21 protein-coding genes are annotated in these 19,214 nt (G+C 65.1%); 11 read left to right on the plus strand and 10 right to left on the minus strand.

The annotated features are described in order from the left end of the window. The first annotated feature begins 18 nt into the window (after positions 1-18). A complete protein-coding gene (locus OIT41_RS12840; protein ID WP_264636569.1) occupies positions 19-1,140 on the plus strand; it encodes an LLM class flavin-dependent oxidoreductase in 1,122 nt (373 codons plus the stop codon). Further along, positions 1,137-1,601 (plus strand): MarR family winged helix-turn-helix transcriptional regulator, encoded by a 465-nt coding sequence (locus tag OIT41_RS12845; RefSeq protein ID WP_078108567.1) that lies wholly within the window; start codon positions 1,137-1,139, stop codon positions 1,599-1,601. The genes OIT41_RS12840 and OIT41_RS12845 overlap by 4 nt, the downstream gene beginning before the upstream one ends. 11 nt (positions 1,602-1,612) lie before the next feature. On the opposite strand, the gene OIT41_RS12850 is transcribed toward OIT41_RS12845, so the two are convergent. Together OIT41_RS12850 and OIT41_RS12855 are read right to left on the minus strand one after the other, a co-directional pair. Further along, positions 1,613-2,419, minus strand: a complete 807-nt coding sequence (locus OIT41_RS12850; RefSeq protein ID WP_264636570.1) for a transglutaminase-like domain-containing protein — start codon at positions 2,417-2,419, stop codon at positions 1,613-1,615. 78 nt (positions 2,420-2,497) lie between these two features. Beyond that, positions 2,498-3,313, minus strand: coding sequence for a hypothetical protein (locus OIT41_RS12855; RefSeq protein ID WP_264636571.1), 816 nt, complete (start codon positions 3,311-3,313; stop codon positions 2,498-2,500). A 123-nt stretch (positions 3,314-3,436) separates the two neighbouring features. Between OIT41_RS12855 and OIT41_RS12860 the strand changes: the two genes are divergently transcribed. From OIT41_RS12860 to OIT41_RS12870, 3 genes are read left to right on the plus strand one after another with little or no spacing between them, the layout of a single operon-like run. Then, positions 3,437-4,105, plus strand: a complete 669-nt coding sequence (locus OIT41_RS12860; protein ID WP_264636572.1) for a DUF1684 domain-containing protein — start codon at positions 3,437-3,439, stop codon at positions 4,103-4,105. 41 nt (positions 4,106-4,146) lie between these two features. Next, complete coding sequence (locus tag OIT41_RS12865) at positions 4,147-4,995, plus strand: fumarylacetoacetate hydrolase family protein (protein WP_264636573.1); 849 nt, start codon at positions 4,147-4,149, stop codon at positions 4,993-4,995. Positions 4,996-5,013: 18 nt separating this feature from the next. Next, on the plus strand, positions 5,014-5,505 hold the full coding sequence (locus tag OIT41_RS12870; protein ID WP_078108562.1) for a GtrA family protein: 492 nt from the start codon (positions 5,014-5,016) through the stop codon (positions 5,503-5,505). Positions 5,506-5,583: 78 nt separating this feature from the next. Here the strand turns inward: OIT41_RS12870 and OIT41_RS12875 are convergent, their stop codons facing one another. The 6 genes from OIT41_RS12875 to OIT41_RS12900 form a co-directional block, all read right to left on the minus strand. Further along, on the minus strand, positions 5,584-6,741 hold the full coding sequence (locus tag OIT41_RS12875) for a cysteine desulfurase family protein (protein WP_264636574.1): 1,158 nt from the start codon (positions 6,739-6,741) through the stop codon (positions 5,584-5,586). Positions 6,742-6,745: 4 nt separating this feature from the next. Continuing rightward, positions 6,746-7,642 (minus strand): carboxylating nicotinate-nucleotide diphosphorylase, encoded by an 897-nt coding sequence (gene nadC, locus OIT41_RS12880; RefSeq protein ID WP_264636575.1) that lies wholly within the window; start codon positions 7,640-7,642, stop codon positions 6,746-6,748. Further along, positions 7,635-9,437, minus strand: a complete 1,803-nt coding sequence (gene nadB, locus OIT41_RS12885) for an L-aspartate oxidase (RefSeq protein WP_241707454.1) — start codon at positions 9,435-9,437, stop codon at positions 7,635-7,637. The genes nadC and nadB overlap by 8 nt, the downstream gene beginning before the upstream one ends. A 37-nt stretch (positions 9,438-9,474) precedes the next feature. Further along, entirely contained in the window at positions 9,475-10,782 is a 1,308-nt protein-coding gene (nadA, locus tag OIT41_RS12890; RefSeq protein WP_241707453.1) for a quinolinate synthase NadA, read from the minus strand. Then, positions 10,779-11,489 (minus strand): NUDIX hydrolase, encoded by a 711-nt coding sequence (locus tag OIT41_RS12895; RefSeq protein WP_241707528.1) that lies wholly within the window; start codon positions 11,487-11,489, stop codon positions 10,779-10,781. The genes nadA and OIT41_RS12895 overlap by 4 nt, the downstream gene beginning before the upstream one ends. 101 nt (positions 11,490-11,590) lie before the next feature. Further along, positions 11,591-12,070 carry an Lrp/AsnC family transcriptional regulator gene (locus OIT41_RS12900; RefSeq protein WP_241707452.1) on the minus strand — a complete coding sequence of 160 codons (480 nt, stop codon included), beginning with the start codon at positions 12,068-12,070 and terminating at the stop codon, positions 11,591-11,593. A gap of 176 nt (positions 12,071-12,246) precedes the next feature. Between OIT41_RS12900 and OIT41_RS12905 the strand changes: the two genes are divergently transcribed. From OIT41_RS12905 to OIT41_RS12925, 5 genes are all read left to right on the plus strand, one after another. Continuing rightward, positions 12,247-13,629, plus strand: coding sequence for an amino acid permease (locus OIT41_RS12905; protein WP_241707451.1), 1,383 nt, complete (start codon positions 12,247-12,249; stop codon positions 13,627-13,629). A gap of 183 nt (positions 13,630-13,812) precedes the next feature. Then, on the plus strand, positions 13,813-14,850 hold the full coding sequence (locus OIT41_RS12910; protein WP_264636576.1) for a thiamine pyrophosphate-dependent dehydrogenase E1 component subunit alpha: 1,038 nt from the start codon (positions 13,813-13,815) through the stop codon (positions 14,848-14,850). Then, entirely contained in the window at positions 14,843-15,874 is a 1,032-nt protein-coding gene (locus OIT41_RS12915) for an alpha-ketoacid dehydrogenase subunit beta (RefSeq protein WP_264636577.1), read from the plus strand. Before OIT41_RS12910 ends, OIT41_RS12915 begins: the two co-directional genes overlap by 8 nt. Next, positions 15,867-16,196, plus strand: coding sequence for a biotin/lipoyl-containing protein (locus OIT41_RS12920; protein WP_264636578.1), 330 nt, complete (start codon positions 15,867-15,869; stop codon positions 16,194-16,196). Before OIT41_RS12915 ends, OIT41_RS12920 begins: the two co-directional genes overlap by 8 nt. A 4-nt stretch (positions 16,197-16,200) precedes the next feature. Further along, entirely contained in the window at positions 16,201-17,031 is an 831-nt protein-coding gene (locus OIT41_RS12925) for an alpha/beta fold hydrolase (protein WP_264636579.1), read from the plus strand. A gap of 31 nt (positions 17,032-17,062) precedes the next feature. Here OIT41_RS12925 and OIT41_RS12930 read toward each other — a convergent pair whose 3' ends face one another. Further along, positions 17,063-17,476 (minus strand): MarR family transcriptional regulator, encoded by a 414-nt coding sequence (locus OIT41_RS12930; RefSeq protein WP_264636580.1) that lies wholly within the window; start codon positions 17,474-17,476, stop codon positions 17,063-17,065. Positions 17,477-17,558: 82 nt separating this feature from the next. On the opposite strand from OIT41_RS12930, the gene OIT41_RS12935 reads away from it, so the two are divergent. Further along, positions 17,559-18,212, plus strand: coding sequence for a phosphoribosyltransferase (locus tag OIT41_RS12935; protein ID WP_241707447.1), 654 nt, complete (start codon positions 17,559-17,561; stop codon positions 18,210-18,212). A 39-nt stretch (positions 18,213-18,251) separates the two neighbouring features. Here the strand turns inward: OIT41_RS12935 and OIT41_RS12940 are convergent, their stop codons facing one another. Next, complete coding sequence (locus OIT41_RS12940; RefSeq protein ID WP_241707446.1) at positions 18,252-19,058, minus strand: AfsR/SARP family transcriptional regulator; 807 nt, start codon at positions 19,056-19,058, stop codon at positions 18,252-18,254. Positions 19,059-19,214 lie beyond the last annotated feature (156 nt).

A 19,214-nucleotide genomic window follows, 5' to 3' on the forward strand; every position in this document is an offset into this window, starting at 1 on the left:
CAGGCAGAAAGGCACATCATGGAGATCGGCGTATTCAGCGTCAGCGACATCACCACTGACCCCACCACGGGCCACACCCCCACGGAGAACGAGCGCATCAAGGCCGCCGTGGCGATCGCCAAGAAGGTTGAAGAGATCGGCATGGACGTCTATGCGATCGGCGAGCACCACAACCGCCCCTTCTTCTCATCGTCCCCCACCACCACGCTTGCCTACATCGCAGCGCAGACTGAACGCATCACGCTGTCGACGTCCACCACGCTGATCACCACGAACGATCCGGTCAAGATCGCCGAGGACTTCGCGATGCTCCAGCACCTGGCGGATGGCCGCGTGGACCTCATCATGGGACGCGGCAACACCGCTCCCGTCTACCCCTGGTTTGGCAAGAACATCCAGGACGGGATCGAACTCGCCGTGGAGAACTACTCCCTGCTGCGCCGCCTCTGGGACGAGGACACCGTCAATTGGAGCGGCAAGTACCGCACCCCGCTGCAGAACTTCACCTCCACGCCCCGCCCGCTCGACGGCGTCGCGCCCTTCGTCTGGCACGGCTCCATCCGCAGCCCGCAGATCGCGGAACTTGCCGCATACTACGGCGACGGCTTCTTCGCCAACAACATCTTCTGGCCCAAGGAGCACTACCAGCAGCTGATCGGCCTGTACCGCGAACGCTACGAGCACTATGGCCACGGCAACGCCGACCAGGCCATCGTGGGCCTCGGCGGACAGTTCTTCATGCGCAAGAACTCCCAGGACGCCGTGAAGGAGTTCCGCCCCTACTTCGACAACGCCCCGGTGTACGGCCACGGACCCTCGCTCGAGGACTTCACGTCCCAGACGCCGCTGACCGTCGGCAGCCCGCAGGAAGTGATCGAAAAGACCTTGACGTTCCGCGAATACTTCGGCGATTACCAGCGCCAGCTGTTCCTGGTGGACCACGCCGGACTGCCGCTCAAGACCGTCCTGGAACAACTGGACCTCTTCGGCGAGGAAGTCCTGCCGGTCCTGCGCAAGGAATTCGAGGACCGCAAGCCGGCCCATGTACCTGGCGCACCCACCCATGCATCCCGGGTGGCGGCATCCGTGCTCGCGTCCGCCAGTGAGGCGGTTGCCGATTCCGCCGGGCGGAACCCGTGACCACCACCGCGCCCACCTCGTCCGCCGTGCGCCTCGCCGCTGAGACCTGGGAGTCCTTGTTCCGCTCCCAGGTGGCGGTGATGCGCCGGCTCCAGGCCGGGCCGGCCTTCAAGAAGCTTCCCATCAAGGAGTACGACGTCCTGTTCACTCTGTCCCGTTGCCCCACCGGCAAGTTGCGCCTGAACGAGATCAACGATCACGTCCTGCTCAGCCAATCCAGCCTGAGCCGGCTGGTTGACAGGTTGGAGAAGCGCGGACTCGTGGAACGCAGCATCGCCCCCGACGACGGACGCGGGATCCTGCTCGGGCTGACCGCGGCCGGGCAGGAACTGCAGAAGGAGATCGGCCGCGAGCACATCCGCGACATCGCGGAACTCGTGGCACCGGCCCTGACAGCGGACGAACAGCGCGAGCTTCTACGCCTGACCGAAAAGCTGCAGGCGTTCGTCGCGCACAAGTAGGCGCGCGACGGCTAGCGGAGGACGACGAGCTTTGCCGGATCCTCATCCGGCAACTCGTCGGCCACCACCGCGGTGACTTTCAAGCTCTTCAACGACAGGCTGCCGCCCACCGTGGAGAGGAACGCCGTGTCCGAGGAATCGCGTCCGGCTGTGATGCGAAGCATGGATTCGCGCGGAGCCAGGCCGGTGGGATCGATGACGTACCACGTGCCGTCGAGGTGTGCCTCGGCCACGGCATGGAAGTCCATGGGGCTCAGGCCGGGCGCATACACAGCGGCGAGTCGCGCAGGAATGTCCTTGGAGCGCAGGAGGGCAATGGCAAGGTGCGCGAAGTCGCGGCACACGCCCTTGCGGTGCAGGAGCGTTTCCACCGCACCGTCCGTCCCGCGCGAGGAACCACTGACGTACCGGAGTTCGTCGTGGACCCAGTTCCGGACGGCCTGCAACAGCTCCTCGCCATGCAGCCCGCCGAACTCGGCATACGACGTCGGAAGGAGCCGATCGGACTCGGCATAACGGCTGGGCCGGACATAGCGGATGAGCTCCATCCGGGAGGACTCATCGGGGAGACCGAGGCCTTCCACCGAGGCACGGTAATCAACCGTGACCTCGCTGGGTTCGGCGAACTCCATGTAGTGGAAGCGTCCGCCGTGATGGTCCGCCAGCTCAGTCAGCGGTACAGCTTCGCCTTCCACCGTGACTGACAGCTCTTCGGTCAACGATTCGTAGCCAGGATTGCTGGCCACGGCTATTGCCATCGCCACCTTGGTATTGGCTACGGTCTTGAAAACGAGCTGGGCAGCAACGTTGCGTTCCATGGATCTCCGGAGTGTTGCGGCTGGACAACCCACTAATGAGGCTGAGTTGGCGCCGACGAATGTCTGTCAACCGTGGTTCTACAGATTGACCTTCAGAGACAATAGCATCCGCTGGACATTGGCGAATTCCGAACTCTGGTCAACATACTTGGCCGCTTGGTCCAAGGTATCGAAGGACTTCGCCGGAGCAACCACTTCGTCGGTGGCGAAGGCATGCACGGCGGGCATGTCCCCGAAGTAGTAATTGCCCTTTCCGGCGGGCCCCACCACAAGGTTCCGCAGCTGGCAGGCCTGGCCGTCAGTTCCGGCCACCAGGTTGGTGATGCCGTACGAACCGAAGAATTTGTAGCCCTGGATGACCCGGAACACCACGTGCGGCGGGATCATGGAATCGCCGTCCGCGTGGGGCAGGTCAATGGGCACGCTGCTGACCACCGTGTAGGGGCGCTTGGCGGCCGGATTGCAGTCGGCCGGACTGGCCGAGGGCAGCCCGGTATGAAGCGTCGCCAAATACCCGCCCTTGGCGTCTTTGACCTCGATCTTCAGCGCGCCTGGCATGGAGCCGGCGTCGGGCGTGACCGATTGCGCAATCCAGTCTGTCGGAAGATCGAAGCTGACCTTCTTGGCTGCGTCGGAGTACGTCTTCCACGCCGCGGCCGTGGCCCCGGCCGTCGCCGTGCTTCCCGCGGAGGGGCTTCCCGAAGCAGTGGAACCGGCCGACGGCGGGGCTGTACCGGAGCCCGACGGCGACCCGCTCCCGGGTGCCGCGCTGTTGGACCCGGCCGTCCAGACCGGCCCGCCCGCGCCCTGGGAACTGCAGCCAGCCGCGGCGACCACGATGAGCGCACCCAGGACGGAGACTGAAAACTTCAACGGGATCCGCTTTGCTCTCATGCGCACCAGCCTAGCGGCGCTGAGCCGGCCGGCTGCCCGTCCGGGGCGGCGTTTCGCATGTGCGAAACCGGCAGACGGACTCCGGCGCCGCTTGGGCCCGCATCGTAGGACTAGGCTGGACGCATGGCTCCCGATCTGCTTGATGAGGACGAAAACAATGTGGCGGACATCTCCGCCGTGGACATCGCGGACTGGCGTTTGCGGACGTTCGCCATGTACGACGACGTGCGCAAGATCGCGTTGGACGATCCCTTCCAGGCCCATGTGTACTGGCGCCAGGAGCGGGACCGCATGTTCGGAACCCACCCGGCCTCGGCGCTGACTCCCGCCAGCAAGCAGGCTTTCTCGGGCTTGCGCACTGCGGACTACGATTCCCGGTTCCGCCGCTATGCCGCCCTTTCGCCGGAGGGCGCGGGCCAGGAGATGAACGTCCGGACCGGTACCGACGGGGTGGTGCCGTTTGTCCGCCTCGGCACCTTTGACCTCGACGAGCTTGGCTCGCTGGCCGTGTGGCGCCTGCGGAGCTATGGCGGCGGCATCTTCGTGCCCTTCCGCGATGCGACAGCCGGCAAACCCGGAGGAAGCTACGGCGCGGGCCGGTATTTGCTGGACACGATCAAGGGCGCTTTCCACGGCCTTCGCGGAACCGGGCAGCAGGAGTTCGTCCTCGACTTCAATTTCGCCTACAACCCGTCCTGCGCCTACAACGAGGCCTGGGCCTGCCCCTTGGCCGGGCCGGCGAATCGCCTGGCCGCGGACATCCCGGTGGGGGAGCTCTACCTGCCGGTCTAAATGGGACGGCCTCATGAGGCCGAAGGACGTAGGATGTCTTCATGACTTCCTCCCGTGCCCGCCGGATCGCCCGCGTCCGCCCGCTCTCCCCCGCCTCACCGGACGAACACTTCTTCGTCGCGAACGACGCCGTCGACTTCGCCTCCGCGGAAGGCCGGAGCTGGACCGTGGTGGACAGCCCGTTCCCGGGCTCCCCTGCAAACCGCAGCAGCGCCGGGCGGCCCGGCTGGGTTGGAGGCTCCGAAGTTTCCGAGGACGCGTTCACGTTCCTGGCGCCATCTGTTCCGGCCAATGTCTTCGGCATGGCGCACAACACCGGCCAGCCCGGCCGGGATTTGCCCGCCCAGGCGTTCCACAAGGCCGCCACAAGCGTCGTCGGACCGGGTGACGCCATCGAACTCGCCTCGGACGTCGGCTACGTGGACCCCGAAGCGGAACTGACCGTCGTCGTCGGACGCAAGGTCCGCAGGCTCACGCTCGACACCGCGCGCGACGCCATCCTCGGTTTCACGATCGGCAACGACGTCTCGGCGAGGGACCTGCAGCAGACCGACGAACTGTGGATCAGCGCAAAAAGCCAGGACACCTTCACCCCCGCTGGCCCGTGGATCGTCACGGATCTCAACGACGGCGATCTTTCAATCGGCATCGTGCACAACGGCCGGGAATTGCGCACCGCCAGCACCGCGGACCTCGGCTGGAAGGTAGACGAAATCCTTGTCTACCTCACGTCGTTCATGACCTTGCACCCCGGCGACCTGGTCCTCACCGGCTTCCCGGCCGAGTGCGCCAGGATCGAACCCGGAGACCTCGTGACTTGCCGCATCGAGGGCATCGGAGAGCTCAGCAACCCCGTAATTGCAGCATCTTGGGAGAAATTTCCCAGCTAGATATGAAAGGCTTGAGCCATGGAGCCTCCTGCCGTGCCGGCAATTGAGACGCGGCAGACGTCCCTTTCCAGGCCAAAGACAAGCAATCGCCGCAAAGGCGTGCTGCGCTATCCGGTGGTCAGGCAGCTCATCCGTTTCACCGGCGTCGGGATCATCTGCACCGTCACCTCGCTGGCGCTGTATGCGCTGTTCCGGCCGTGGATGGGACCCCAACCTGCCAACGCCGGAGCACTGATCATCACTTCGCTCATGAATACGGCCCTGAACCGGCGGCTCACCTTCAAGATCACCGGCAACCGGAAGATGACCCGGGACCACCTGAACGGACTGATCGTGATCGCCGTCGCGCTGGTCATCACGGGCGGGAGCTTGGGCGTGCTGCATGCGTTGCGGCCCGAAGCCACCCTTGCCGAAGACCTCTGGACCACCACGCTGTCCGGATTCGTCGCGACGGCCGTGCGGTTCACCATGCTGCGGCATTGGATTTTCCGCCGGGCCCGCCACGTTTGATTCCCAACTAGCTCGCATTTGTTGTCGTTTTGAGCCGTCTAAACGACAACAAATGCGAGCTAGTTGGGGTGGGGGCGGTCAGCGGCGACCGAGCCCCTGCACGCTCCCGACGGCGGCAGCCACGGCTTCCGCGGCTTGCTCCAGTTCCGCTGACGTCACCGTGGAGTCGAAGCTGAAACGGACAGCCGTATGGGCCACCTCGGGCTCGATTCCCAAGGCCAGCAGGACGGGCGAGGGAGCGTCGGATCCAGCGGCGCAGGCCGATCCGCTTGAGCACACCACCCCGAGCCGCTCAAGCTCAAGCAAGACCGACTCCCCGCTCGTGCCGGGGAAGCAGAAGGACGCAACCGAGGGCAAGCGCTGCGAGGGGTGGCCGGTCAGCACTGCACCAGGCACAGCCTCAAGGACAGCGCGGATGAAGGCATCCCGCAACTCCGAGACGCGCCCGGCCAGTACGGACTGTCCGGCTTGTGCAAGAGTCAGTGCCGTGGCCAGCGCAACAGCCCCCGCCACGTTTTCCGTCCCGGAGCGCCTGCCCCGCTCCTGGCCGCCGCCATGGACCAGCGGCTCAAGGCGCAACCTGCCTTTGGCATAGAGCACGCCGCTGCCCTTGGGCGCGCCGAGCTTGTGGCCCGAGATACTCATGGCGTCTACTCCCAGTTCCTTGACGCCTATGGGTAGCCAGCCGGCAGCTTGGACGGCGTCCGTATGGAACGGCACGCCATGTTCCGCAGCCACCTCCGCGAGTTGGCGCACGGGCTGCACGGTCCCGATCTCGTTGTTCGCATACATGATGCTGACGAGGGCTGTCGCAGGACCCAACACAGCCCGGAGCGCCTCCGCCGTCACCACACCGTGCCGGTCCACGGGGACCACGTCCACCTCGAACCCATGGACGCGTTGCAGGTAGAGCGCGGATTCCTCGACGGCGGGATGCTCTATCGCGCTGATGACAACGCGGTTCAGGGCAGGATCCGCCGCCCGCCTCGCAAGGGCGATTCCTTTCACTGCCAGGTTGTCTGCCTCGGTGCCGCCGGAAGTGAAAGTGATCTCCCCGGGCCGGCAACCCAGGGCCTTCGCTACCGCCGCGCGGGCCCCGGACAACGCGTTCGCAGCTGCTTCGCCGAGGCTGTGATGACTTGAAGGATTGCCGAACTCCCCCGTCAGGTACGGCCACATCGCTTCGAGGACTTCCCTGCGGACGGGTGTCGTCGCCGCGGCGTCGAGGAAGATCATGGCGTCAGCCGAGAGCCAGGGATCGGTCCGGTGCCACGTCGAGCGTCACGTCCAGGCCCAGGTCCAGCGCGTTGACGCTGTGCGTGAGTCCGCCGATGGAAATGACATCGACTCCCGCGGCGGCGATGTCCGCCACGGTGTTGACGTTGACGTTTCCGCTCGCCTCGACGACGGCGCGGCCAGCCACCTGCCTCACGCCGGCACGGAGCTCCTCAAGGGAAAAGTTGTCCAGCATGATCGTGTCGACACCGGCCGCCAGCACGGGTTCGATCTGCTCGGCCCGGTCCACTTCCACTTCGAAGTGTGTGGTGTGGCCCAGCTGGGCTTTGGCGGCCTTGAGCAGTGCAGTGAGTTTCGCGGAATCGCCGCCGGTCATCACGGCCAGGTGGTTGTCCTTGGCCAGAACGGCGTCGGACAGGCTGTAACGGTGGTTGGCTCCCCCGCCGCAGCGCACGGCGTAGCGTTCGAGCACCCGCAGCCCGGGGGTGGTTTTCCGCGTGTCTGTAATGCGGGCCTTGGTGCCATCGACCAGCTTGACGAACTCCGCGGTCTTGGTGGCAATGGCGCTCATGCGCTGGGCCAGGTTGAGCCCGACGCGTTCGGCGAGCAGCACCGAGCGGGCGCGGCCACTGACCCGCGCGAGGTGGGTTCCGGCGTCGAACGCTTCGCCATCCGCGAGCAACAGCTCCACTTCGGTGTCCGGATCGATGAGCAGCATGGCGTCACGGAACACCGTTCCGCCGCTGAAGACCCCTGGAACCCGGGCGTTGAGGACGGCGATGGCGCGGGCCTCGGCGGGAATGAGCAGCTGCGAGGTGATGTCGCCGCTCGGCGCGTCCTCCGCGAAGGCCCGCTCCAGAATGTCCCGGACGGGTGCTGCGGGGAGGGTCAGGCTAGTCATTGACGAGGCTCGCTTTCCGACGGATCGTGTATCTCTGAACAATTTCTTCGCGTTGGGTTTCAGCCGCGTCACTCCGGTAATGCGCCCCGAGCGACCCCCGGCGCGCCCCCGCAGCCCGCACCAACAACTGCGCAGCCAGGAGCAAATTAGCATCCTCGTGCACGCGCGGATCCGCGGAATCAGGAACCGCTTCAGGGCGTACGACGTCGCCCCAAGCGTCGAGTGCCTCGGCAGCCTCCCGGAGCAACCCCCCGGTCCGGAGAACCCCCGCCTTGGCAGTCATAAGCCGACGAAGCGCGGTTCGTGAGAAGGGACTCGTGCTGGACTCCGTCTCAAAATCCCGCCGGGGCGCAGGACTGCCAGCCTCCAACTCGCGGAACGGTGTTCCGGCAGCGTGCGTAAAAGCGAGGCCGCCCGCGGCCGTGGGCCCACACGATCCGGGTTCCCTGGCCGAGCTTGCGAGGCTAGGGAGATCGTGGGGATTAGCACGCCGAGGAATGCCGTTTTGCGATCGGGCGCCTTTGGGCGACACCTCGCCGAGAAACCCCTCAACAGCCCGCCGCCCGAACACCAGCCCTTCGAGCAAGGAGTTGCTGGCCAAACGGTTCGCGCCTTGGACCCCGGTACACGCTACTTCACCGGCCGCAAGCAGCCCAGGAACGGAAGTACGGCCGAAAAGATCGGTGACTACTCCTCCCATCCAGTAGTGGGCGGCAGGGGCAACCGGAACGGGCTCGAGGGTCCAGTCGAGGCCGGCCTCACGGGTCCGTGCGCTGAGCGTGGGGAAGCGCTTCCCAAGGAAGCCCTCCCCCTTGTTCGCTTCCACGACCCGGGCGTCAAGGAAGACGTGGCCATTGGGATCACCAAGGGAAGCGAGGTGAAGGGCGATGCTGCGGGAGACGACGTCGCGCGGCGCCAGTTCGGCGTCAGGGTGGTAGACAGGCATGAATCGCTCGCCGTTCGCGTCCACCAGGATGGCGCCTTCGCCGCGGACCGCTTCGGAAATGAGGAGCGGATCTGCGCCGAGGGGAGCTAGTCCTCCGGCAGCGGAGAGGACCATGCTCGTGGGGTGGAACTGGAAGAACTCGAGGTCTGCGAGTTCGGCGCCTGCCCGCCATGCGAGCGCGAGTCCGTCGGCCGTTGCGACCGAGGGATTGGTGGTCTGGGCGAACAGCTGCCCCGCCCCGCCGGTGGCGAGCAGCACGGCATCACCGGATACGATACCAAGGCGGCCGTTGCGCAAAAATTCGACGCCTGTCACACGCCCCTCGGACTGGATCAGGGAAGTAGCTTGGGCATGTCCGAGCACCTGGATTTTCCCGGCGTCCTGCGCGTCAAGGACCGCCAGGATGAGCGCGTTCGCGACCCCGGCACCGGTGGCGTCTCCGCCGGTGTGCAGGATCCTTGGCGCGGAGTGGGCGGCTTCGAGTCCCAAGGCGGGATCGCCGTCGTCGTCCGCGTCGAAACGGACACCGAAACGCTCGAGCCCCATGATGTCGAGGCGCGCTTCGGTGCACAGCACCCGCACGGCCTCCTGGTTGCAGTGGCCCGCGCCGGCTTTGAGGGTGTCCGCGATGTGCGCGGCGACGGTATCGCCGGGGGCAGGCTCGTCCAGCACAGCCGAAATCCCGCCTTGGGCAAAGAAGGTGTTGCTGTCCGCAAGCGCCCCCTTGCTGAGCAGGACGACGTCCGCACCGGCCTCGGCGGCCAGCAGCGCGGAGTAAAGGCCGGCGATGCCGCTTCCGACGACGACGAGCCGCCGCGCCGGAGCGCCGGAAATGCGTTCTGCAGTCATGTGAGGCTCGATTCGACTGGTTGGTACGGGGTGTGGCCTAGAGCGGCCGTGCTGCGAGCATGCGTTCGAGGGCGATCTTGGCGTTGTCCTTGACGGAGTCGTCTACCGTGATGCGGTTGACCACGCGGCCTTCCACCAGTTCCTCGAGTACCCAGGCGAGGTAGCCGGGGTGGATGCGGTACATCGTGGAGCAAGGGCAGATCACCGGGTCGAGGCAGAAGATGGTGTGCTGCGGGTTCTCCGCGGCCAGGCGGTTCACCATGTTGATCTCGGTACCGATCGCGAAGGTGGTGGGCTCGGTTGCGGCGGCGATGGCCTTCTTGATGAAGTCGGTGGAGCCTGCACCGTCGGCCGCGTCGACAACCTCCATGGGGCACTCGGGGTGCACAATGACGTTCACGCCCGGGAATTCGGCGCGCGCCTTCTCGATCTGGCCCACGTTGAAGCGCTTGTGGACGGAGCAGAAGCCGTGCCAGAGGATGACGCGGGAATCCAGCAGGGTTTGCTCGTCGTTTCCGCCGAACTCCTTGCGCGGGTTCCACATGGGCATCTGCTCCAGGGGCACTCCGAGGGCCTTGGCGGTGTTGCGGCCCAGGTGCTGGTCAGGGAAGAAGAGGACCCGCTGGCCTCGTTCGAAGGCCCATTCGAGGACCGTCTTGGCATTGGAGGACGTGCAGACGATGCCGCCGTTGCGGCCGCAGAAGGCCTTCAATGCGGCCGAGGAGTTCATGTAGGTAACCGGGATGACCGGGGCACGGCCTTCGGAATCGGGGGCGGTCCCGAAGAGCTCCTCAAGCTGTTCCCAGCATTCCTCCACCGAGTCCTCGTCGGCCATGTCCGCCATGGAGCAGCCGGCGGCCAGGTTCGGCAGGATCACGGCCTGGTCCTCGCTGGACAGGATGTCCGCAGTCTCGGCCATGAAGTGCACGCCGCAGAAGATGATGGCCTCGGCGTCGGGCCTGGTCAGGGCAGCGTTGGCGAGCTGGAAGGAGTCGCCCACGAAATCCGCGTACTGCACAACTTCGTCGCGCTGGTAGAAGTGGCCCAGGATGACCGCCCGGTCCCCCAGCGTCTCCTTGGCGGCGCGGATCCGGGCGTCGAGCTCGGCGTCGCTGGCCAACTTGTACTCTTCGGGCAACTGGCCTTGGCGGGGCGTGGCCTCCGGGGCGTCATCGGAGCTGGACGCGCCGGGACCGTAAGCCGGGATGCCGGCGAGGGCTTCAGCGAGGTCGTACTCCCACGGGCCCTTGGCCAGAGCGGGGCTGCACGTCGAGCCGGCCGCGGAACGGCCGCTTTCGGCTTCTTCCCGCGTGATCAGCTGGATAGCCGTGTTGACGCTGCTCATGGTGTACTCCTGTTGTCTGGCCCGAGTCCGGGCGTGCCGGTGAAGCGGTAGAGGCGGGGCGGGCGGTGTTTTCCGCCTTGGAGGTATTCACCGGTTTCCTCGATTTCCGGTGCTCCCTTGATTTGCCGGCGGAAGTTTGCCGGATCCAGCTGACGGTCCAGGACAGCCTCGTAGACTTCGCGGACCTGTGCCAGGGTGAAGAATTCTCCCAGCAAGTGATAGGCGATGGACCCGTAGGCCATCTTGTTGCGCAGCCGCCACAGGGCGTAGTCCACGATCGCGTTGTGATCGAAGGCCAATTCCGCGAGCCGGTCTGCCCGGAACCAACGGACGTTCTCGGATTCGTCGGCCAGGGCGGCTTCCGTGGGCTGCACGAGGGCCCAGTAGACGATTGAGACGACCCTTTGCGCCGGTGAGCGGTGCAGGCCGCCGAAGGCGTAGAGCTGCTCGAGGTATTGGGGAGCCAGCCCGGTGGTCTCGCGCAGGTTCCGGGACGCGGCATCCTGGAGGGATTCGTCGTGCTGCAGGGGGCCGCCGGGCAGTGCCCACATGTCTTTGAACGGTTCGCGGATGCGGCGCACCAGCGGCAGCCACAGCGTGGGCCGGCCGGAGCTTTCACTCGGGCGGAGGGCGAAGATCACCGTCGATATGGCCAACGACGGCGGCGCGAGCCTGCGCTCTGCGACATTGGCGGAGGTGGCGTACACGGTATTCACCCCGCTTCTTTGCTGTAGGGACGAGAAAACTAGTTATAGTCAAAATGACTAGAACTAATGGTATGACTGCCGGCGCACAGTGTCCAAATGTTTCAGCCCGCATTCTCTTTGGCCGCAGCTTCCAGGAGGGGCAAAGTGCGGCCTTGGAAATGGGTATTCAGCACAATCACCGAGGACGAACGGAGCACGGTCTTCGTGGCGATGAGTTTGTCCAGGACGCGCTGCAGGTCCGAGTTCGACTTACCCACCACCCGCACCATGAGATCCGAACTACCGGAGACTGTGTGCACCTCAATGAGCTCGGGAATAGCGGCCAGAGCTTCGACGACGGCATCGTGCCCGCGGTCCTGGTTGATGGTCAGCGAGCAGAAGGCGACCACGGGATAGCCGAAGCCGGCGGGATCTGGCTGCGGAACCCAGGGCGCCACCACCCCGCGCTCGGCCATCCGGTCCAGCCGGGACTGGACCGTGGCGCGCGCGACCTTCAAGACCCTGGATGCCTCGAGGACGGACGCCCGCGGGGAGTCGGTGAAAAATCGGACAATCTTGGCATCCAGCTCGTCGACAACCATCAGTTTTTCCCACTTCCGCCCATGAGCTATACAAATCGGCACTCCATGCCCAGATGTTGCACCAGCTTGTAACCATCCTCTCATGAGTGTTTTTCGCCACTTTCCTTCGGAAGCGGTAAATTCGATAAGTCCTACGAGGACCAGCTGACAAACCATCCACAAGAAGGCAAACACGAATGACAACGAAGTCCACCGCTGTTCGACCCTCCATTCCTTCGCAAGGCCTTGGCCACTCGATGAAGCCGCGCCAGCTCACCATGATGGGCCTGGGCAGCGCCATCGGCGCGGGACTCTTCCTCGGCTCGGGTGCCGGAATCCACGCGGCCGGCCCGGCTGTACTCATCTCCTACCTTGTGGCGGGGACCCTGATCATCGTGGTGATGTGGGCGCTGGGCGAGATGGCGGCCGCCAACCCCAACAGCGGCGCCTTCTCGGTCTACGCGGAAAAGGCCATGGGCAAGACGGCCGGATCCACGGTCGGCTGGCTGTGGTGGCTGCAGCTGGTGGTGGTCATCGCCGCAGAGGCGCTCGGCGCAGCAGGGCTGTTGTTCTCCGTCTGGCCGGTCATTCCTGTATGGGCGCTGGCCTTGGTGTTCATGGTGGCCTTTACCGCGATCAACCTCGCCGGGGTCCGGAACTTCGGTGAGTTCGAATTCTGGTTCGCCATCCTGAAGGTCGCAGCCATTGTTGCCTTCCTCGTCATCGGCGCGGCATTGCTGTTCGGCTGGCTGCCCGGCGTAGCTTCCCCCGGCCTCGGAAACCTGACCGGCAACTTCGCACCGTCCGGCTGGTCCGGAATTGCGGCGGCCCTCTTTGTCGTGATTTTCGCCTTCGGCGGCACCGAAATCGTGAGCGTGGCTGCTGCGGAGACGCAGGACCCCGCACACAGCGTGGGCAAAGCCATCCGCACGGTGGTGTGGCGCATCCTGGTTTTCTACATCGGTTCGGTCTTCGTCATTGCAGCAGTGCTGCCCTCCGATTCCGAGGGCTTGAAATCACCGTTCGCCGGTGTCCTGAACCTTGCCGGCATCCCGGGAGCCGGCGCGGCCATCACCCTCGTTGCCGTCGTGGCCCTGCTTTCAGCGCTGAACGCCAACCTTTACGGTGCCTCGCGCATGGTCTTCTCCCTGTCTGAACGCGGCGAAGCGCCGGCTTTCCTGTCGCGGCTGCGCGGCGCCCAGGTGCCCATGGCCGCCGTCGGGGTTTCCGTTGCTTTCGGCTTCATCGCCACCATCCTGGAACTGCTCTTCCCCGAGCACGTGCTTCCTGCCTTGCTCAACCTCGTAGGCTCCACCTGCCTCGTGGTGTGGGGTACGGCACTCGTGTCCCAATTCATCCTGCGCCGACGCGCCGACCGCGAAGGAACCGAACTGCCGCTTCGCATGAAGGGCTTCCCTTTCCTCACGGTCTTCGGACTGGCACTGCTTGCCCTGATCTTCGCGGTGGGCTTCTCGAATGCCGAGAGCGCGGGCCAGCTGATCGGCACGTTCCTGTTGATCGCATGCATCGCCGTGGCTTGCAGGATCGGCGCAAAGGTGAAGTCCGCCCGAAACGCCTAAGCAAACCCAACTGACTCGCAGTTGTTGTCGTTCTGAGCCCTCATAACGACAACAACTGCGAGTTACTTGGGAGGTGCACAAATTGCTAGGTATTTCCGCACGAAGACTGGCAGTCCATGGCAGTTTGACTAGGGTTAATTAGGCGGATTGCCTACGATCAAAACAGTGACTACGGTCACGTCCATGGACTCACTTCTTCCCGTCGTGGCCGCAGCCGACGCCGCGCCCCTGTCCCCCGGACAGCTCAGGGAGCTCTATTCCCTGATGGCTGCCGTCCGATACCTGGATACCTCGGCTGTCGCCTGGCAGCGTCAGGGAATCATCCCCGGCTACGCTCCGGAACTCGGCCAGGAGGCCGCCCAGGTCGGCAGCGCCTACGCCCTCGACACTGCACGCGACTTCGCTTTTCCGACGTACCGCGAAATGGGCGTCGCAAGGACCATGGGCGTGGACATGGTGGCGTACATGTCCACCCACAAAGCAACGTGGCACGGCGGCATGTACGATCCCCTGGCAAGCCGCCTCGCGCCCATCCAGGCCGTCGTGGCAGGCTCAGTCCTTCATGCCGTCGGCTGGGCCCACGGCCAGACCCTGAGCGGAGAGCGCGGGGTGGCCCTCAGCTACTTCGGCGACGGCGCATCCTCCCAAGGCGACGTCCACGAAGCCATGAACTTTGCCGCCGTGATGAAAGCACCTGTTGTCTTCTTCATCCAGAACAACGGCTGGGCGATTTCCGTGCCCACCGAACGGCAGGTGGCAGGCGGCTCGGTAGCCGCACGAGCGGCCGGCTACGGGATCCCGGGCGTTCAGGTAGACGGCAACGATGTTGTCGCCGTCTATGAGGCCACCCGCAACGCCTTCGCCCACAGCCGCGCAGGAAACGGTCCCGTTGTGGTTGAGGCCATGACCTACCGCCGCGGGCCGCATTCCACCGCCGACGATCCCGGCCGGTACCGGAGCCTCGACGACGAGCGGATCGACGCGGGCGAGGACCCGCTGGAACGCCTCCGCAAGCGTTTGCTGGCGGAGGGCATAGCCGACGAGGCATTCTTCACCGCCGCCAACCAGGCGGCCCGGGCAGAGGAAGAAGCCATCCGCACCGGAATCGAAGCCCTCGGTCCCCGGCCCGGCCACGAAATGTTCGATTTCGTTTTCCAGGAAACCACCCCCGCCCTTGAAAACCAGGCCACCCGTTGGCGCGAGGAGTCCGAACATGTCTGAGAGCACCGCCGCCGTTCTTGAAGCCGGGGCACGGAACGAGCAATCCGTAAGGCTTTCCATGCAACAGGCCCTCAACCGCGCGTTGGACGAAATCCTCGCCACGGATCCAAAGACGGTGGTCTTCGGCGAGGACTGCGGTCAATTGGGCGGTGTCTTCCGCATCACCGACGGACTGCAGGCCAAGCACGGAGAATCCCGGGTCTTTGACACCCCGCTCGCAGAATCGGGCATCCTGGGCATGTCCGTAGGTCTGGCCATGGCCGGCTTCCACCCGATTCCGGAAGTACAGTTCGATGGCTTCGCGTATCCCGCGATCAACCAGATCGTGTGCCAGATCGCCAGGATGAACTACCGCAGCCGCGGCACCCTGCCGATGCCGATCACGCTCCGGGTCCCCAGCTTCGGCGGCATCCGCGCCCCCGAACACCACGGCGAAAGCCTCGAGGCGCTTTTCGCGCACGTTCCGGGCCTCAAGGTTGTTTCGCCGTCGGACCCGCACGATGCCTACCACCTGCTCAAGTACGCGGCCTCGCGGCCCGACCCGGTGATCTTCATGGAACCGAAGTCCCGTTACTGGCAAAAGGGCGACGTCGATGCGTCCGGCGGCGGTACCCTCACCGGCGCCCGCATTGTCCGGCCAGGCCGCCACCTGACGCTCGTAGCCTGGGGTGCCATGGTGGCCCGGTGCCTGCAGGTCGCCGAACTCGCGGCGGAGGACGGAATCGACGTCGAGGTCCTTGATCTGCGCTGGCTCAAGCCGATCGACGCCGAAGCACTGGCGACGTCCGTCGGAAAGACGCGGCGCGCCGTCGTCGTGCATGAAGCTCCGCTGACCTCCGGGCTGGGGGCCGAAGTGGCCCAACTCATCACGCAAAGCTGCTTCGACACGCTCAAGGCGCCCGTGGAACGGGTCACCGGCTTCGACGTGCCGTATCCCTCCGGCGACCTGGAGGACGAATACATTCCTAACATTGACCGCATCCTCCTGGGGATCCAACGAGTATTGGAGTATCGACGTGGCTGAAATCAGCTTCCCCCTGCCCGATCTTGGCGAAGGGCTTATCGAAGCGACCGTGCTGGACTGGCTCGTCTCCCCCGGCGACCAGGTGGAACGGAACCAGCCGCTCGTGGAGCTGGAAACCAGTAAATCCGCCCTCGAGTTGCCGAGCCCGCAGGCGGGTAAAGTGATCCGTATCCACGGCGCGCCGGGCGATACCATCAACGTCGGTGAGCCGCTGGTGGTGTTCGAGGTGCCGGACAATGCAGCCGGCATCGTGGGCACCGTTCCCAAGGATGACGCACCGAAGCGCAGGGTCCGCCTGAGCGCTGTACTTGATGAGGACTGACACCATGAGCGGCAGGCACACGGAAGAGCACATCCACACGGTGGAAGGAACGGATCCGCATCTGTTCGTGGAAGTCCATGAGCCTGCCGAAGGCACCGACGCGGGGCTGCGCCCTGTCCTGCTGCTGCACGGTTTCTCCTCGTCCACCAAACTCAATTGGGGCGACACCGGCTGGATTTCCACCCTCAAATCCGCCGGACGGCGTGTCATCACGGTAGACCTTCCAGGGCACGGCCGGAGCAGTTCGCCCGAGGACCTGGACTCCTACTCCCCGAGCCGGATCCGTGCGGACCTGCTACAGATAGTCGCCGACGCCGGTGCGCGCCCGGTGCGCGCCGGTGACCCTACCAGCGGGCTCGACGTCATCGGCTATTCTTTGGGCTCCCGGCTCGCCTGGGAATTCGGGGCAACCCAGCCCGAACTCGTCCACCGGCTGGTGTTGGGCGGCCCGAACAAGGAAGACCCCCTGGCGTCCTTCGATCTCGCTGCAGCCCAGCGCTACCTCGCGGACGGCACACCCATTGAAGACGAGTCCACCGCAGGCTTGCTCAAGATGGCACAACTCTTGCCGAGCAACGATCTTTTTGCGCTCTTGTCCCTTATCGAGGCCATCAAGGGCGAACCGTTCGATCCTGCCGAGGCCGTGCCCCACATGCCGATGCTCCTGGTGGCCGGCGAAAAGGACGAACGCGCCGTCACCATGCCGGAGCTCGCTTCGATCGCTTCCCGCGGCGGGGGCTTGGTTGAACAACTGCTTGTGCCGGGGCGGAACCACAGCAACGCCGTGACCAGCCGGGTTTTCAAGGATGCAGCGGTCGCGTTCCTCGGTGTCTAGGTAGGCGTCTACGTAGATGCGGAGCGGCTGACTAGCCCGCCAGCCGCTCCGCATTGAGCGTCATGCGCTCCAGCACGCTGACGGCCATGGCGTATTCGTCGATACCGATCCCCATCGAGAGGTCCTGGCGCGCCTCTTCTACGAATCTTTGCGCTTCCGCGTGCTTCGCGTGGCCCAGTTCGCTGAGGCTGATGCGGCTGTCCACCATGATGATCATGCCGCGGCCCACCATCGCGGCGAGTTCATTTTCGCGACGCCGCGTGTCGCCGCCCCAGAAGGGGTTGAGTGTTCCGTCAAGGTCCTGGGGGCTGAGTGGCGCCTCTGCCAGGACATTGAGGGTCTGCCACTGCCTCCGGCTGAGTTTCAACCTCGCCAAGGTGCTGTCCAAATGCGCCTCCAATGCGGCATCCAGGCGTTTGGTCCAGTAACCGATCGGCTTGTTCACATGGCCCATCGTGGCAGCGCCGAGCGGTCCCGGCAAGAAAGGTAGGCTTGATTCAGCGCTGGATGACGTGGAAGTGGGACGAATGGGCATGCGCTTCAAGGACCGCGCGGACGCCGGACGCCGCGTGGCAGCGGGGCTTCCGCAGCTCCGGCAACGGCCGGACACCGTCCTGTTGGGCCTCGCCCGCGGCGGGATCCCGGTGGCGGCCGCTGCCGCCGTCGAGCTCCACCAGCCGTACGGCGCCGTCCTGGTGCGCAAGCTCGGCATCCCGGGGCGTGAAGAAACAGCGTTCGGCGCGCTCGCGTGGTCCAACGGCAGGATCGTGCGCATCCTCAACCGGCCCCTTGCGGAACGCATGTTGCGTCACGGAATCACCCAGGCGTCGCTGGACGCGGTGGAGGCACGCGAGCGCGGAGAACTCCTCCGGCGTGTGAAGACCTACCCCGGCATCAACTTCGATCTCTCGGGCAAGACTGTGGTCCTTGTCGATGACGGACTCGCGACGGGCGCCACGATGCGCGCCGCCGTCGAGGCCGTGCGCGCGGGAGGGGCGGCGACTGTGGTTGCCGCCGTTCCGGTGTCATCCCTCGAAGCCCAGGCGTCCATCAGCAGGGTGTGCGATTTCATGATGTGCGTGCACACGCCGGGCAAGTTCCACGCCGTCGGCGCGTTCTACGAGCACTTCGAGCAATTGACCGACGACGACGCCGTGCGGCTTTTGGAGCGGGCGGGGTAGTTCCAACCGATGGACACAGGCGTTCGACGACCGACCTGACTACGCCGTCGGCCGCCGGTTCGTCATCACGTTGTGGCTCGAGGGCAATGCCTGGGTAAACGGGAAGCCTCCGACGGCGTTTTGACGGCCGCTCGCCCCGACGGCATGGCGGATGAGCTTGGCGAGGGACGGGGACGGGCCCACCCCGAATTCCTGCCTCAGCTCCGCAGAATAGCTCTTGTAGGTGCGAAGGGCCGAGACAAGGTCGCCGGTGGCGAGGTGTGCCTGGATCAACAACTGGTACGAGGACTCCCGGAATGGTTCAAGGGAGATTGCCACAGTGGTGGCGGCCTTGCTTTCCTCGGCGTTTCCCTGGCTGAGATGGAACGCGGCGATGGAGTCGAGGGCTGCGGTCCGCACTGCGCGGAAGCGTTCCTGTTCGGCCAGGATCCAGTCCTCGTACCATCCCGGAAGCAGCTCCGCCGTCCGCAGCCGTTCCCACCTGTGATACGAATCGGTCAGCTCAGACGCCGGGGCGTGAAGCTCGCGCTCGAGTTCGGTGATATCAACGAGAACCTGCTCGCTGAGAGCCACCGAGACTTCCGTGGTTCCGTCGGCATCAAGCAAGCCGGGGAGCTCGTGGTTGATGTGCCAGATACTCACCCTGAGGCCGACCGCAGCCTGGGCATCGGATGAATCGGGCCAGAGAAGCCCGGAGAGGAACGTGCGCGGCCGCTCGCCGAGGAGGGCCAGCGCGGTGATAAGGCGTTGCTGCCGGTGCGCTACTTTCTGGCGCCGGCCATCCCTGCTCAGGGTCCAACCATTGAGCAAGGTCAAGGACCACTGAGGGTCTGGTGATGAAACCACGTCTCGTACCCCAATCGAACGTCGGATTCCTGGTGGGCAAAACGGTACGTCGTCAGACACTAGTCAGCGTTCACGGGCCCGGTCACGAGTGGCCGCTACTTGAATCAAGGATCCCTAACGAATGCCCTACTTACTCGTAATGGAATTTTGTCCCCG

This window comes from Arthrobacter sp. YA7-1 (assembly GCF_025960325.1).
Lineage (GTDB): Bacteria > Actinomycetota > Actinomycetes > Actinomycetales > Micrococcaceae > Arthrobacter > Arthrobacter bambusae_A.